At 60.8% G+C, this 15,080-nt stretch carries 13 protein-coding genes; 11 read left to right on the top strand and 2 right to left on the bottom strand.

The genetic code is table 11. From position 1 onward, the window contains the following. Nucleotides 1–15 precede the first annotated feature (15 nt). Nucleotides 16–1,308: a putative hydroxymethylpyrimidine transporter CytX gene (gene cytX / locus ACZZ0A_RS28255; RefSeq protein ID WP_463544021.1), complete on the top strand. Its 1,293-nt coding sequence runs from the start codon at nt 16–18 to the stop codon at nt 1,306–1,308. Here the strand turns inward: cytX and ACZZ0A_RS28260 are convergent. Then, nucleotides 1,277–2,023, bottom strand: coding sequence for an RsiV family protein (locus ACZZ0A_RS28260; protein WP_007915753.1), 747 nt, complete (start codon nt 2,021–2,023; stop codon nt 1,277–1,279). The two genes, cytX and ACZZ0A_RS28260, sit on opposite strands and share 32 nt — an antisense overlap. Before the next feature lie 228 nt (nt 2,024–2,251). Here ACZZ0A_RS28260 and ACZZ0A_RS28265 point away from each other — a divergent pair, with 228 nt between their 5' ends. From ACZZ0A_RS28265 to ACZZ0A_RS28305, 9 genes are all read left to right on the top strand, one after another. Continuing rightward, a complete protein-coding gene (locus ACZZ0A_RS28265; RefSeq protein ID WP_463544022.1) occupies nt 2,252–2,869 on the top strand; it encodes an NUDIX domain-containing protein in 618 nt (205 codons plus the stop codon). Continuing rightward, entirely contained in the window at nt 2,860–3,312 is a 453-nt protein-coding gene (locus ACZZ0A_RS28270; RefSeq protein WP_095113480.1) for a DUF1249 domain-containing protein, read from the top strand. The genes ACZZ0A_RS28265 and ACZZ0A_RS28270 overlap by 10 nt, the downstream gene beginning before the upstream one ends. 97 nt (nt 3,313–3,409) lie before the next feature. Continuing rightward, nucleotides 3,410–4,225 carry a 3',5'-cyclic-AMP phosphodiesterase gene (gene cpdA / locus ACZZ0A_RS28275; protein ID WP_463544023.1) on the top strand — a complete coding sequence of 272 codons (816 nt, stop codon included), beginning with the start codon at nt 3,410–3,412 and terminating at the stop codon, nt 4,223–4,225. 289 nt (nt 4,226–4,514) lie between these two features. Continuing rightward, nucleotides 4,515–5,123 (top strand): YqiA/YcfP family alpha/beta fold hydrolase, encoded by a 609-nt coding sequence (locus ACZZ0A_RS28280; protein WP_095113482.1) that lies wholly within the window; start codon nt 4,515–4,517, stop codon nt 5,121–5,123. Between the two features lie 41 nt (nt 5,124–5,164). Next, nucleotides 5,165–7,072 (top strand): DNA topoisomerase IV subunit B, encoded by a 1,908-nt coding sequence (parE, locus tag ACZZ0A_RS28285; protein ID WP_007915770.1) that lies wholly within the window; start codon nt 5,165–5,167, stop codon nt 7,070–7,072. Further along, a complete protein-coding gene (locus ACZZ0A_RS28290; RefSeq protein WP_007915773.1) occupies nt 7,072–8,061 on the top strand; it encodes an esterase-like activity of phytase family protein in 990 nt (329 codons plus the stop codon). The genes parE and ACZZ0A_RS28290 overlap by 1 nt, the downstream gene beginning before the upstream one ends. Further along, on the top strand, nt 8,058–8,582 hold the full coding sequence (locus ACZZ0A_RS28295; RefSeq protein ID WP_007915776.1) for a retropepsin-like aspartic protease family protein: 525 nt from the start codon (nt 8,058–8,060) through the stop codon (nt 8,580–8,582). Before ACZZ0A_RS28290 ends, ACZZ0A_RS28295 begins: the two co-directional genes overlap by 4 nt. Nucleotides 8,583–8,589: 7 nt before the next feature. After that, nucleotides 8,590–10,854 carry a DNA topoisomerase IV subunit A gene (gene parC / locus ACZZ0A_RS28300; RefSeq protein ID WP_007915778.1) on the top strand — a complete coding sequence of 755 codons (2,265 nt, stop codon included), beginning with the start codon at nt 8,590–8,592 and terminating at the stop codon, nt 10,852–10,854. A gap of 177 nt (nt 10,855–11,031) precedes the next feature. Beyond that, nucleotides 11,032–11,742, top strand: a complete 711-nt coding sequence (locus tag ACZZ0A_RS28305) for a PqiC family protein (RefSeq protein WP_007915780.1) — start codon at nt 11,032–11,034, stop codon at nt 11,740–11,742. 422 nt (nt 11,743–12,164) lie between these two features. Here ACZZ0A_RS28305 and ACZZ0A_RS28310 read toward each other — a convergent pair whose 3' ends face one another. Further along, nucleotides 12,165–13,670 (bottom strand): AhpA/YtjB family protein, encoded by a 1,506-nt coding sequence (locus tag ACZZ0A_RS28310; RefSeq protein WP_463544024.1) that lies wholly within the window; start codon nt 13,668–13,670, stop codon nt 12,165–12,167. A 134-nt stretch (nt 13,671–13,804) separates the two neighbouring features. Between ACZZ0A_RS28310 and serB the strand changes: the two genes are divergently transcribed. Further along, nucleotides 13,805–15,019 carry a phosphoserine phosphatase SerB gene (gene serB / locus ACZZ0A_RS28315; protein ID WP_008079219.1) on the top strand — a complete coding sequence of 405 codons (1,215 nt, stop codon included), beginning with the start codon at nt 13,805–13,807 and terminating at the stop codon, nt 15,017–15,019. The last annotated feature ends 61 nt before the right edge of the window (nt 15,020–15,080 follow it).

Genomic DNA, 15,080 nt, shown 5'->3' on the forward strand with positions numbered 1-15,080 from the left:
TCTGAGATAACACCCTTGAGCATTCAACCCAGCACTTATTCCCCCGACCTCGCCGTACCCGTCGACAAGCGTGTATTCGGTGGTCGCGATCTGTTTTCCTTGTGGTTCTCCCTCGGCATCGGCCTGATGGTTTTGCAGACCGGCGCATTACTCGCGCCAGGTCTGGGCCTGTCCGGTTCGCTGCTGGCGATTTTCCTCGGCACGTTGGTCGGCGTACTGTTGCTGGCCGCCGTTGGCGTGATCGGCAGCGACACCGGTCTGTCCTCGATGGCCGCGCTGAAACTCAGCCTCGGCAGCAAAGGCGCGAGCCTGCCGGCGCTGCTCAACCTGCTGCAACTGATTGGTTGGGGCTCGTTCGAAATCATCGTCATGCGCGACGCTGCCAGCCTGCTCGGCACCCGCGCGTTCAGCGAAGGTTCGCTGTGGTCGAACCCGGTTTTGTGGACACTGTTTTTCGGGGCGTTGGCGACGTTGCTTGCTGTTAGCGGGCCGCTGACTTTTGTGCGGCAGATCCTGCGCAAGTGGGGCATCTGGCTGCTGTTGGCGGCGTGCCTGTGGCTGACCTGGAACCTGTTTGCCAAAGCCGATCTGGCCGATCTCTGGTCGCGTGCTGGTGACGGTTCGATGCCATTCGCTGTGGGCTTTGACATTGCCATTGCGATGCCGCTGTCGTGGCTGCCGCTGATCGCCGACTACTCGCGATTCGGCAAGCGTGCGAAGAATGTTTTTGGTGGCACTGCGGTCGGTTTCTTTATCGGCAACTTCTGGCTGATGAGCCTTGGCGTCGCTTACACGCTTGCGTTCGCGCCGAGCGGTGAAGTCAATGCGTTGCTGCTGGCACTGGCCGGTGCAGGTCTGGGCATTCCGCTGTTGCTGATTCTGCTGGATGAGTCGGAAAACGCCTTCGCCGACATTCACTCGGCAGCGGTTTCCAGCGGGATTCTGTTGCGCCTGAAAGTCGAGCATCTGGCCTTGGCCATTGGCGTGATCTGCACGCTGATCGCCCTGCTGGCGCCGTTGGCGCAGTACCAGAATTTCCTGCTGCTGATCGGCTCGGTGTTTGCGCCGCTGTTCGGCGTGGTGCTGGTCGATCACTTCATCCTGCGCAAGCGCAGCGCTCAGGTCGCTTCGGCGGCATTGCGCTGGCCGGCGTTGTTAGCGTGGCTGGGTGGTGTGAGCACCTACCACTTGCTGGCGAATCTGTATCCGGATGTCGGCGCAACCCTGCCGGCGCTGGTGCTGGCAGGGCTGTTGCAACTAGTGCTGGGCCGGACCTTCAGTTACGGCCGGGAAACAGCTCAGGCTTGAGAATGCCGTTCAGACGCGGATAAGGAATCTTCAGTTCGACGTGGCCCAGCGCGTAAGGCGCGATGGTGGTCACGTCGTACTTGAGGATCACGCCGCCATAGGTCAGCGCCACGTTCGGGGTCTTCACGAACGGCCAGTTCGCCACGAACTCCGGCTCCTGATCGAGCTTGGTGCTGATCAACCAACTGTTGTGCGCGACCTGCGCCGCTTTCCAGAACGCCTCTTCCTGACCCGGCACGAGCATGTCGGACAGGTTCAGCACCTTGTGCTGCTGGCGCGAATAGTTGATGAAACCGCGCCCCGGGGTGCCATGCGCACCGCCGGTGTCGAGGTAGCTCGACACTTCGATGATCACCAAGCCGTCATGCTGCTCGCGTACTTTCGCTTGCAGATAGCTGCTGTTGCGCGGGCCGGCACTGGCCAAAAACTGCTCGCGATAGGCCGCCAGGGTTGGCGCTACTTGGGCGTTTTTCTCGGTGCGGGTCATTTGCAGCAGGCGTTTTTCGATGATGCCGTCCAGCGCAGGTTCGGCCGGGAAGCGCAGGGTGTCGATGTTCACCAGTGGGCAATCAGGGTTGGAACAGCCCGGTTTCAGTTGTTCCGATGCATCGCGGGTGGTTTCCAGCGGCGTGCGGTAGTTGGGCTGGAACAGGCTGGCGCACGCACCCAGAGTCAGGGCAATGGCGGCCACGGAGGCAATTTTGAAAAGCGACATGGGCGTCCTTTCGAAAGCAGGGGAAGGCAAAAAGATATCCGCTTCGACTCTCGCAGAAGCAGTCAGTTCGCCACTAAGCTAATTAGAGTGGGTTTCGCCTCCACCGTCCATCCCGCTGACGGTAAAGGGGCTGCATCAAACGGTGCGGGCGCGTTAGGATGGCGCGAAGTCGAGGTTGCCAGTAACAAGCGGCAACTCGTAATGGATCTGCAGTAAAAGAGGATGCTCATGACTGATTTTGCCAACGCCATTCCGACCACCGTCGACGTCGTGCGACGCGAGCGCTGCTACGAGGGTTTTTACAAACTCGACCGTTTGCACCTGCGTCATGAATTGTTCGCCGGTGGCATGAGCCGCGAGATCAACCGTGAAGTCTTTGTACGCCACGATGCCGTGTGTGTGCTGCCTTACGATCCGCAGCGCGACGAGGTGGTGTTGATCGAGCAGTTTCGCGTCGGCGCCATGGGCAAGACCGACAACCCGTGGCTGGTCGAACTGGTCGCTGGTCTGATCGATAAGGATGAACAGCCGGAAGAAGTTGCTCACCGCGAGGCGCAGGAGGAAGCTGGGCTGGACATCAAGGCCCTGTGGCCGATGACCAAGTATTTCCCGTCGCCGGGCGGCAGCAACGAGTTCGTGCATTTGTATCTGGGGCGTTGCAGCACTGACGGCGTTGGCGGCCTGCATGGCCTGGAAGAAGAGGCAGAAGATATCCGCGTCACGGTCTGGGCCTTTGAAGATGCCTTGCAGGCCGTCCGTGACGGTCGCATTGCCAACGCGGCGAGCATCATCGCTTTGCAGTGGCTGGCGCTGAACCGCGCCGAAGTGAGGGGGTTATGGTCGTAAACAAGTTGCGCGATCGTTATCGAGTCGACCTCGCGGGGCTGCAAGCCGCCTGCGAGGCCAACTACGCGCGCCTGATGCGACTGCTGCCGGACATGCGCAACGAGCCCGAGGCGCGGCGCATCGCCGTGACCCAGGGCGAGCAGATGCTCGGCGTGCTGGCCCTCGAAGTGCTGCAAACCTGCCCATACACCACAACGTTGCAAGTGCGTCAGGAACACAGCCTGCCGTGGCTGCCGGTGCCGCAACTGGAAGTGCAGGTCTATCACGACGCGCGCATGGCCGAAGTGGTCAGCGCCGAACATGCACGACGCTTTCGCGGCATCTATCCTTACCCGAACGCGGCCATGCATCAGCCAGATGAAAAGGCCCAGCTCAATCTGTTCCTGGGGGAATGGCTGAGTCATTGCCTGGCGTTGGGGCACGAGTACGAAGTCGTACGCTAGTTGTGAACTGCGTCCGGTTCGGCAGTTTCCTCTTTCAGTGATCCCCCAGCATAATTGCGGCACTACCGATTCCGTGCTTTTGCCTTGGGAGAGCGCCTTGCCGAGCGTATCCACGTTGACCTCCGCCGATTCGCCGCTGCTGGTGCAGTTGTCCGACAGCCATCTGTTCGCTGAAGCGCACGGTACGCTGCTGGGCATGAACACCCGCGAGAGCCTGCAACAGGTGATCGAGTTGGTGCTGGAGCAGCAGCCGCAGATCGACCTGATTCTGGCCACCGGCGATATCTCGCAGGACGGCACGCTGGCGTCGTATCAGCAGTTTCGCCAGATGAGCGCGCAGATCGACGCACCGGCGCGCTGGATTCCCGGCAATCACGACGAACCGATGATCATGGCCCAGGCCGCCGTGCAGAGCGCGTTGCTGGAGTCGGTAGTCGATATCGGTAACTGGCGGGTGACGCTGCTGGACTCGGCGGTGCCGGGTTCGGTGCCGGGGTATCTTCAGGATGATCAATTGCAGCTGCTGGCCCGCTCCCTGAGCGAAGCGCCGGAGCGCCATCATCTGGTTTGTTTTCATCATCACCCGGTGTCGATCGGTTGCGCGTGGATGGAGCCGATTGGTTTGCGCAATCCCGAGGCGTTTTTCGAGGTGCTGGATCGTTTTCCACAGGCTCGCGCGGTGTTGTGGGGGCATGTGCATCAGGAGATTGATCGTGAGCGCAATGGCGTGCGCTTGATGGCTTCGCCTTCGACGTGCATTCAGTTCGAGCCGGGGAGTGTGGACTTCAAGGTGGGGGAGCAAGCGCCGGGGTATCGGTGGTTGCGGTTGTTGCCGGATGGGCGAATTGAAACCGGCGTTGAGCGTGTGACTGGATTTGCTTTTACCGTTGATTACGGTTCCGAAGGTTACTGATTTTCGATCAAGAGCCCCTCACCCCAGCCCTCTCCCAGAGGGAGAGGGAGCCGACCGAGGTGTATTGCGTCATGCGCCGACCTGAAATACCGAGTCGATTATGGATTCGCCCAATCACTTTCAGGTCGGTGTAGTTCTTGAATATTCCCCATTCAGTCCCCTCTCCCTTTGGGAGAGGGCTAGGGTGAGGGCCGCCCCTGCTGAATAACCAATTTCTCGAAACCACCCCCAATCCGCTCTTCTCTCCCTGTAAACTCCGCAAACCCAAACCGACACCCAGGGAGCTCAAATGTCCGGTTCGATCCTCTATATCCACGGTTTCAACAGCGCCCCGGCCTCGAAAAAGGCCTGTCAGCTGGTCTCCGTGATGGAGCAGCTGGGTTTGAGCGACAAACTGCGTGTCCCGGCCCTGCATCACCACCCGCGTGAAGCCATCGGTCAGTTGGAACAAGCGATTGCCGAACTGGGCAGCCCGCTGCTGGTGGGAAGCTCACTCGGCGGCTACTATGCGACTCACCTGGCCGAGCGCCATGGCCTGAAAGCCCTGCTGGTCAACCCGGCGGTCAGCCCGCACCGGATGTTCGACGGCTATCTGGGCACGCAGAAAAACCTGTATACCGATGAAACCTGGGAATTGACCCACGACCACGTCACGGCCCTGGCCGAACTGGAAGTGCCGGCGCCTCAGGACGCCCAGCGCTATCAGGTATGGTTGCAGACCGGCGATGAAACACTGGATTATCGCCTCGCCCAGCAGTATTACCGCGCCTGTGCCTTGCGCATTCAGGCCGGCGGCGACCACAGTTTCCAAGGCTTTGCCGGGCAATTGCCGGCGTTGCTGAGTTTTGCCGGCATTGGTGCCGATGTGTATCAGGCAATCGATTTCACCGCACTGTGAAGTCTTGCCCCTATTTCATGAATGACTGACGACGAGACCCTATGGCCACTCCCAGCGCTAGCTCTTATAACGCCGACGCCATCGAAGTCCTCTCGGGCCTCGACCCGGTGCGCAAACGCCCCGGCATGTACACCGACACCAGTCGGCCGAACCACCTCGCCCAGGAAGTCATCGACAACAGTGTCGACGAAGCCCTGGCTGGCCACGCCAAATCGGTGCAGGTCATCCTGCACGCCGATCACTCGCTGGAAGTCAGCGATGACGGCCGTGGCATGCCGGTCGATATCCACCCGGAAGAGGGCGTATCGGGCGTCGAACTGATCCTCACCAAACTCCACGCGGGCGGCAAGTTTTCCAACAAGAACTACCAGTTCTCCGGCGGTTTGCACGGTGTGGGTATTTCCGTGGTCAACGCCTTGTCGACCGAAGTGCGCGTGCGCGTAAAGCGTGACGGCAACGAATACCAGATGACGTTCGCCGATGGCTACAAAGCCACCGAGCTGGAAATCGTCGGCACCGTCGGCAAGCGCAACACCGGCACCAGCGTGTACTTCGCGCCGGATCCGAAGTATTTCGATTCACCGAAATTCTCCATCAGCCGCCTCAAGCACGTGCTCAAGGCCAAGGCCGTGTTGTGCCCGGGCCTTTTGGTCAGCTTCGAAGACAAAGGCACCGGCGAGAAAGTCGAGTGGCACTACGAAGACGGCCTGCGCTCGTATCTGGTCGACGCCGTCAGCGAATTCGAACGCCTGCCGAACGAGCCGTTCTGCGGCGCTTTCGCCGGTAATAAAGAAGCGGTCGACTGGGCGCTGCTGTGGCTGCCGGAAGGTGGCGACGCGGTGCAGGAAAGCTACGTCAACCTGATCCCGACGGCGCAGGGCGGTACCCACGTCAACGGTTTGCGTCAGGGTTTGCTCGACGCCATGCGCGAGTTCTGCGAATTCCGCAGTCTGCTGCCGCGCGGCGTGAAGCTGGCGCCGGAAGACGTCTGGGAGCGCATCGCGTTCGTCCTGTCGATGAAAATGCAGGAGCCGCAATTCTCCGGCCAGACCAAAGAGCGTCTGTCGTCCCGTGAAGCGGCGGCGTTTGTCTCCGGTGTGGTCAAGGATGCGTTCAGCCTGTGGCTCAACGCCAACCCGGAAACCGGTCTGGCCCTGGCTGAGCTGGCAATCAATAACGCCGGTCGTCGTCTCAAGGCGAGTAAGAAGGTCGAGCGTAAACGCGTCACTCAAGGCCCCGCGTTGCCGGGCAAACTGGCCGACTGCGCCGGGCAGGATCCGATGCGTTCCGAACTGTTTCTGGTCGAAGGTGATTCCGCCGGCGGTTCCGCCAAGCAAGCGCGGGACAAAGAGTTCCAGGCGATCCTGCCGTTGCGCGGCAAGATCCTCAACACCTGGGAAGTCGACGGCAGTGAAGTGTTGGCCAGTCAGGAAGTGCACAACATCGCCGTGGCCATCGGTGTCGACCCGGGCGCGGCGGACATGAGCCAGTTGCGTTACGGCAAGATCTGCATCCTCGCCGACGCCGACTCCGACGGTCTGCACATCGCGACCTTGCTCTGCGCGTTGTTCGTCCAGCATTTCCGCCCGCTGGTGGATGCCGGTCACGTCTACGTCGCCATGCCGCCGCTGTACCGCATCGATTTGGGCAAAGAGATCTACTACGCTCTCGACGAAGCCGAGCGCGACGGCATTCTCGACCGCCTGGTCGCCGAGAAGAAACGCGGCAAACCGCAGGTCACCCGATTCAAAGGTCTGGGTGAGATGAACCCGCCGCAGCTGCGTGAAACCACCATGGACCCGAACACGCGACGTCTGGTGCAGTTGACGCTGGGCGAGGATTTTGCCGAAACCTCGGAAATGATGGACATGCTGCTGGCGAAGAAACGCGCCGGTGACCGCAAGACCTGGCTCGAATCCAAAGGCAACCTCGCCGAGGTGCTGGCCTGATGCGGTTTGGCTGGGCCTTGGCGGGTGTGTTGCTGCTGAGTGTGATGAGCGTGTCGGCCGAGCCTTTGCAGGAATTGCGCGTGCTCTCCGAACACCCCGTCGACGGCATGCGCGGCGGTAACCTGTCGGGGCTGGCCATGTGTGGCGGCGAGTTGTGGACGGTGTCGGACCGCGATGATGATCAGATCTATCGGCTCAATACCGCCGATCAGGTCTGGCAGGCCGAAGCCTTGCACATCGACGTGCCCCTGGTGCCGGAGACCGGTCTACCGTGGGGGTTGCGCTCGCGCAATTGGGCCGCATCGTTCGTGCGCGGTGGCGACCTGGATTTCGAAGGCATCAGTTGCGACAGCACCGGCAATCGCTACATTGTCAGCGAGGGCCATGCGGCGGTCTTGCAGGTGCCCGTCAGCGGCCCGGTCAACTGGCTGAAGATCTCGCCGATGATGGTTCGCGAAGCGCGGGCCAGCGGCATGCTCCTGCATTTCAATGCGATTTTCGAAGGCCTGGCGATCAGCCCGGCGGGCGATCAGATGTGGCTGGCCGCCGAGCGGCAAAGCCGTGGCTTGCTGCTGATCAAGCGCCAGCAGACAGTGTGGGATTGCGACGGTCGTTGCGTGCTGCTCAGCGAGGGCGGCAAGGAAATGCAGCCGCCGCAGTTCCCCAAGGCTAGAGCGGTCGACCGAGACTTTTCCGACCTTTCGTTGTTCAACGGCAAATTGTTTACCCTTGAGCGCAACGCTTTCCAGATTTGTCGGCGCGATGCGCAGACCGCCAAGGTCGAGCGTTGCTGGTCGTACGCCGCTGAACTGTTACAGGCCAACCGCCGTTATTCGCAGAACTTCGGGCTGGAAGAGGCGCTGATCGTTGACGCTGATGGTGCATGGGTCGGCGTCGACAATAATTTCGGCCCGCGGGCCGACGGTGAGGTTCGGCCGATCGTCTGGCGCTTCGCCGCACCTGATGGCGGCTGGAGCGCCAAGCCATGAGTCAACAGCCGCCGGGCAAGCGCGCCGGTCGGGTGCTGATGATTCTGGCGTGGTGCGCGGCGCTGTTTCTGGCCACGCGGTTTTTCGGCCAGTGGGAGCAACGTCAGCAGAATCCGAACGTCGTCGTCAGTTCGGAGCAGGGCGAAGGTTTTATCGAGGTGAAGCTGGCCGGCAACGCCCAAGGGCATTTTGTCGCCAGCGGTCAGATCAACGGTGAGCCGGTGGAGTTCATGCTCGACACCGGCGCGACCGATGTGGCGATCCCGGCGGATCTGGCCAAGCGTTTGAAACTGGAAGAAGGTTTCGGTGTGACCCTGAGCACGGCCAACGGCCTGAGCCAGGGCTACCGGACCAAAATCGACCGCCTGCAACTGGGCGACATCGTGCTGCGCGACGTCCGCGCACTGGTGGCGCCGGGGCTGCATGGCGATCAGGTGTTGCTTGGCATGAGCGCCCTGAACAAACTTGAATTTACTCAGCGCGGTGGCACCATGCTGCTGCGCCAGACAACGAACCGATGAGGCCTGCATGAGCAACCCCCTTGATCTCAGCCTGGACGGTGTAGAACGCCGCTCGCTGGCCGACTTCACCGAAAGTGCCTACCTCAACTACTCCATGTACGTGATCATGGACCGTGCCTTGCCGCATATCGGCGACGGCCTGAAACCGGTGCAGCGTCGCATCATTTATGCGATGAGCGAGTTGGGCCTGGACGCCGATTCCAAGCACAAGAAGTCGGCGCGTACCGTCGGCGACGTGCTCGGTAAATTCCACCCGCACGGTGACTCGGCGTGCTACGAAGCGATGGTGCTGATGGCCCAGCCATTCAGCTATCGCTATACGCTGGTCGACGGTCAGGGTAACTGGGGTGCGCCGGACGATCCGAAGTCCTTCGCCGCCATGCGTTACACCGAAGCGCGTCTGTCGCGTTATTCCGAAGTGCTGCTCAGCGAACTGGGCCAGGGCACTGCCGACTGGGGGCCGAACTTCGACGGCACCCTGCAGGAGCCGCTGGTGCTGCCGGCGCGCCTGCCGAACATTCTGCTCAACGGCACCACCGGTATCGCCGTGGGCATGGCCACCGACGTGCCGCCGCACAACCTGCGCGAAGTCGCCACCGCGTGCGTGCGCCTGCTCGATGAGCCGAAAGCCACGGTCGAGCAACTCTGCGAACACATTCAAGGCCCGGACTATCCGACCGAAGCAGAAATCATCACGCCGCGTGCCGACCTGCTGAAGATGTACGAAACCGGCAAAGGCTCGGTGCGCATGCGCGCCGTCTACCACGTCGAGGACGGCGACATCATCGTCACCGCGCTGCCGCACCAGGTGTCCGGTGCCAAGGTGCTGGAGCAGATCGCCGCGCTGATGCAGGCCAAGCCGTCAAAAGCCCCGCAGATCGCTGACCTGCGCGACGAATCCGACCACGAAAACCCGTGCCGCATCGTGATCATTCCGGTCAACAGCCGCGTCGATCACGAAGCGCTGATGCAGCACCTGTTCGCCAGCACCGAGCTGGAGTCGACCTACCGGGTCAACGTCAACATCATCGGTCTGGACGGCAAACCACAGCTGAAAAACCTCCGTGCCTTGCTGGTCGAGTGGCTGGAATTCCGCGTGCTGACCGTGCGTCGCCGCCTGCAATTCCGCCTCGACAAGGTCGAGCGTCGTCTGCACCTGTTGGACGGTTTGTTGATTGCCTACCTCAACCTCGATGAAGTGATCCACATCATCCGCACCGAGGAGCATCCGAAGGCCAAGCTGATCGAGCGTTTCGCCCTCAGCGAAATTCAGGCCGACTACATCCTCGACACCCGTCTGCGGCAGTTGGCGCGACTGGAAGAGATGAAGTTGCGCGACGAGCAGGACGAACTGCTCAAGGAACAAGCCAAGCTGCAAGCGCTGCTGGGCAGCGAAGCCAAGCTGAAGAAACTGGTGCGTACCGAGCTGATCAAGGACGCCGAAACCTATGGCGATGACCGCCGTTCGCCAATCGTCGAACGTACCGAAGCCAAGGCGCTGACCGAGCACGATCTGCTGCCGAACGAGAAAGTCACCGTCGTCCTCTCGGAAAAAGGCTGGATCCGTTCGGCCAAAGGTCATGACATTGATGCTACCGGCCTGTCGTACAAGGCCGGCGACGGCTTCAAGACCTCGGCGGCGGGGCGCTCCAACCAGTCTGCCGTGGTGATTGACTCTACCGGCCGTAGCTATTCGGTCGCCGCGCACACGTTGCCGTCGGCGCGTGGTCAGGGTGAACCGTTGACCGGTCGTCTGACGCCGCCGCCGGGCGCCTCGTTCGAGTGTGTGCTGATGCCGGAAGACGATGCGTTGTACGTGATCGCCTCCGACGCCGGTTACGGCTTCGTGGTCAAAGGCGAAGACCTGCAAGCCAAGAACAAGGCCGGTAAAGCCCTGTTGAGCCTGCCGAACAACGCCAAAGTCATCGCGCCGCGTCCGGTAGCTGATCGTGAGCACAACTGGCTGGCCTCGGTCACGACCGAAGGTCGCCTGCTGATCTTCAAAATCAGCGATCTGCCACAATTAGGTAAGGGCAAAGGCAACAAGATCATCGGTATTTCCGGTGAGCGCGTGGCCAGTCGCGAAGAATATGTCACGGACATCGCGGTCATTCCGGAAGGCGCCACGTTGGTGCTGCAGGCCGGAAAACGCACCCTGTCGCTGAAGGCCGACGACCTCGAACACTACAAAGGTGAACGTGGACGTCGTGGCAATAAGCTTCCAAGGGGCTTCCAGAGAGTGGATGCGCTGCTCGTCGAAAACCTCAATTAGGCGTCCTAGAGGCGTCGATCCACGATTTAACGCGTAGATCGACGCTTTGGCGCTGGAGTCGGAACGCATATTCACGGATGATATGGCCTTTCCAAGCGCCGGCGTGGCTGAGCGTTCTTCATATTTATTGAGTATTTTCACTGTGGTCAGCCTTGTGGCGGCCACCTGGACGGGATGATGACAGCTCTGCGCCCCCTTATTTTCCTGCTCGCCGGCGTTTTGGGCCTGGCGGGTTGCAGCGTTCACCAGCCGGTGTCGCTGTATCAACTGGACAGCGGAAGTCCGGTTCAGCCTGCGCAAAGCGCAGGCATGGCGGTTTTATTAGGCCCGGTAGTCGTAGCCGATTACCTGCAACGTGAAACATTACTGCAACGTCAACCAGACGGCAGTCTGCAAGCGGCGACCGACGGTCGTTGGGCTGGCAGCCTTTCGTCGGATATCGATCAGTTGCTGATGCGTCAGGTCGCTGGCCATCTGGACAGCCAACGTGTGGTGCTGGCACCGGCCACAACGGGGTTCACTCCGGATGTGCAGGTGTTGTTGACCATTACACGTCTGGACTCTGGCCAGAAACAACCGGCGATACTTGATGCGCAATGGCGTTTGATCGACCGTCGTGGTCAGGTGCGCGATAACCGCATCGTTCACCTGCAAGAGCTGCATGCCGGCAGTACGGCTTCGCAGGTGCAGGCACAGGGTATTTTGCTGCAGCGTCTGGCCGAGCAATTGTCGGTGGCGCTGAAGCCGTTGGCCAATCAGCCGCCGGTGGCCGAGGCGCCGCGTAAATCGGCACCGAAGCCGGCGGCGCCAGCAGCGGAAGCCGAGAAGCAGCCGAAGATTCCGATGGCCTCGCCGATTCGGACAGATATGGAAGTGTTCCGCTTCTAAGCCTGGACCGAGTCAGAACAGAGCCCGCCTTGTGCGGGCTTTGTTGTGTCTGGGGTTTGGTAGGCAAGATCAAAAGCCCCTCACCCCAGCCCTCTCCCAGAGGGAGAGGGAGCCGACCGTGGTGTCTGGCGCTATGCATCGACCTGAAAGAGCTTGGCGATTATGGATTCGGTAGAGCAGGGGCGACCGTGGTGTCTGGCGTTATATATCGACCTGAAAGATCTTGGCGATTATGGATTCACCGCTGGGCGTTCAAGTCGCTGTAGGTCTTCAGTATTCCCGGATCGGTTCCCTCTCCCTCCGGGAGAGGGCTAGGGTGAGGGGCTTTTCTATTACCCACAAAAAAGCCCGCAGACAATCACTCGTCTGCGAGCCTTATGTTTAGCAGCGAAAAGATCGCAGCCTTCGGCAGCTCCTACAACTTAAGCCCGACGCTCATGCATCCGCGCCAGTTGCCGTTCCAGCATCGACGGATAAGGCTCCATCAACCGCTCTACACAGCAGGCACCCTCAGGGCTGGCAATCGGGCGGATCCGCGCACGCTGGCGAATCAGCGCGTCATCACTGATCTTGCGCTCAACCAGCAGCAGGTTGCGGCTGTGCTGCGACAAGGCCAGTGCGTCCTGTGCCGAATCGGTCAGCAGCAGATCGATCTGGCTCAGGCCGAACAATTCATCGCCCAAGGTCAGGCCCAGTTGCAATTGCAGGGTGATGCCGCTGTCCGCGACCTCAATCTGCAACTGATGGCCCAGCGCGCGCAGCAGCTCGCCGCAGCAGATCGCGTTGGTCAGGTAATCATCGCCACTGTCTTCGGTGTGAAACAGCATCAGCGTGCTGCCGTCGTTCAGGGTTTCGATTTCGCCCTGATACAGCGAAGCGGCCTGGTCGAGGCAGTCGCGATAGCGCTCCTGCAACTCTTCCAGACGTGCCCGTGGCAAGCGGCGCAGCTGCTCCTGCGAGCCCAGTTGCACGGCCAGCACGGCGGTGTGCTGCGGCACGCTTGGCGACGGTTGGCGGGCGACAGGTTGCGGCGCGCCATTGAGCGACTCGTCGCGCAGGTCGGCGAATGCGTCATCGTCATCATCGTCTTCGACGGTGCTGACCAGATGTCGCGGTGCAGGCTTCTGCGCGGCCATCGGACGGGTTTCGTCGAAACTCGGATCACGCAAGTTGCGCACCTCGAATTCCGGCTCGTCTTCTTCGTCTTCGAATTCCGGCTCCGGTTCAGGTGCAGGCTCCGGCGCGTAGTTGGCGTGCAGCTGACGCGCCAGATCGCCGATTTCATCCTGACGGTCGATGCCCGGCGTGTGTTCGTCGATGCGGCGCAACCAGACGCGCAGTTGCAGCAACGGCGTCGACAGGTAGCGGCCCATGCGCAGGCTCAGGGCCAGCGACAGCGCCAACAGGATCCCGCTGAGAATGCCCATACTTTGCAGGCTGATGGTCATCGGCTGCTGAAACTGATCCATGTCCAGACTGATGCGCAGTTGCCCGGCAGTGACGTCCTGGAAAGTGATCTTGCTCTCGTACATGCCCTCGGCTTCGCCCAGCAGGCTGTGCTTGGGGCGCTGACCGGACTCGGCGAGGATGCGGTTATCCACGCTGTAGATCGCCGCGTGGGCCACCAGTTTGTTCTTGGTCAGGTTGTTGAGCAGCACGTTGAGGCTGAGGATGTCGTTGGACACCAACAGCTCCGTGGCAGAGGTCGCGGTCTGCGTAGTCAGGCTTTCGCCCAGCGCATCGGCCTGCTGGTGCATGGCCTGCTTGAATTGCAAACCCATCACGCCGGCATAGATCACCAGGGCCAGAGCGACCAGGATCACGTTATGGCTGGCAATGCGCAATGCAATCGGTACACGGCGGTGGCGCAGTGCACGGAAGATCAGCAGGAAGAAGTTATCGGTTTTAACTGGCGTTGGCCGGTTCACTGAGCTCGGCTCTTTTGTCCGTGAAGTTGACGCGCAGTATAGCGACAGGCCCTAGACCGGCAAAGCGCTCGCGGTGCCCGATGGTCACTGAAAGTGGGTAGAATGCGGTTTTTTTCCAGTTGCGGGGGTGCGCGTTGCGCGAAATCGTCCTGATTAACATCACGGGAGTCGACCGTCCGGGTCTGACTGCGGCCATTACCGGCGTTCTGGCACAAGGTGGTGTGAACATTCTCGACATCGGTCAGGCGGTGATCCACGACACCCTGTCGTTCGGCATCCTGGTCGAAATCCCCGATTCCGAGCAGGGTAAATCCGTGCTCAAGGACATCCTGTTCAAGGGCTATGAGCTCGACCAGCAGGTGCGCTTCACCCCGGTGTCCGAAGAGGATTACCAGCAATGGGTGGGCAATCAGGGCAAGAAACGCCACATCGTTACCTTGCTGACCCGCAAAGTCACCGCCGGCCAGTTGCAGGCCGTCAGCTCGATCACCGCCAAATATGGCTTGAACATCGATCACATCGACCGTCTGTCGGGTCGCATGCCGCTGGACACCCCGGCTGATAAGGGCAAGGGCTGCATCGAGTTTTCCGTGCGTGGCGAAGCGGCTGATCCGCAGGCGCTGCGTGCCGAATTCCTCAGCGTTGCCCAAGAGCTGAACGTCGACATCGCCTTCCAGGAAGATTCGCTGTTCCGTCGCAATCGTCGTCTGGCGGTGTTCGACATGGACTCGACGCTGATCGAAGCCGAGGTCATCGACGAGCTGGCCAAGGCTGCCGGGGTGGGCGAGCAGGTGTCCGAAATCACTGAGCGGGCGATGGCCGGCGAGCTGGATTTTCGCGCCAGTTTCAAAGAACGTCTGGCTTTGCTTAAAGGTCTGGATGTCAGCGTGCTCGACTCGATCGGCGCTTCCCTGCGCCTGACCGAGGGCGCCGAAACACTGTTCGCCGAACTCAAGCGTCTGGGCTACAAGACCGCCATCCTGTCCGGTGGCTTCACTTATTTCGCCAAGCAATTGCAAGCCAAACTCGGCATCGACTACGTGTTCGCTAACGAGCTGGAAGTGGTCGACGGCAAGTGCACCGGCGTGGCGATCGAGCCGATTGTCGATGCGCAGCGCAAGGCTGATTTGCTCAAAGAGCTGGCGCACAAGGAAGGTTTGCGTCTGGAACAGACCATCGCGGTCGGCGACGGCGCGAATGACTTGCCGATGCTGGCGATTGCCGGGCTGGGCGTGGCGTTCCGCGCCAAGCCGCTGGTGAAACAATCGGCGAAGCAGGCAATCTCGACGTTGGGTCTGGATGGCGTGCTGTATCTGCTGGGTTTCCGCGATCGCGACGGGCAGTTGTAATCAAGATCAAAAGATCGCAGCCTGCGGCAGTTCCTACAGAGGAATATGCGTTTTTCTGTAG

Source organism: Pseudomonas sp. AC242, assembly GCF_979258655.1.

Bases quoted from the DNA above. Each gene is read 5' to 3' on its own strand.
- parE (WP_007915770.1), top strand. From the start codon at position 5,165: ATGGCCACTCCCAGCGCTAGCTCTTATAACGCCGACGCCATCGAAGTC.
- ACZZ0A_RS28280 (WP_095113482.1), top strand. From the start codon at position 4,515: ATGTCCGGTTCGATCCTCTATATCCACGGTTTCAACAGCGCCCCGGCC.
- ACZZ0A_RS28260 (WP_007915753.1), bottom strand. From the start codon at position 2,023: ATGTCGCTTTTCAAAATTGCCTCCGTGGCCGCCATTGCCCTGACTCTG.
- ACZZ0A_RS28295 (WP_007915776.1), top strand. From the start codon at position 8,058: ATGAGTCAACAGCCGCCGGGCAAGCGCGCCGGTCGGGTGCTGATGATT.
- parC (WP_007915778.1), top strand. From the start codon at position 8,590: ATGAGCAACCCCCTTGATCTCAGCCTGGACGGTGTAGAACGCCGCTCG.
- ACZZ0A_RS28290 (WP_007915773.1), top strand. From the start codon at position 7,072: ATGCGGTTTGGCTGGGCCTTGGCGGGTGTGTTGCTGCTGAGTGTGATG.
- ACZZ0A_RS28265 (WP_463544022.1), top strand. From the start codon at position 2,252: ATGACTGATTTTGCCAACGCCATTCCGACCACCGTCGACGTCGTGCGA.
- ACZZ0A_RS28270 (WP_095113480.1), top strand. From the start codon at position 2,860: ATGGTCGTAAACAAGTTGCGCGATCGTTATCGAGTCGACCTCGCGGGG.
- ACZZ0A_RS28305 (WP_007915780.1), top strand. From the start codon at position 11,032: ATGACAGCTCTGCGCCCCCTTATTTTCCTGCTCGCCGGCGTTTTGGGC.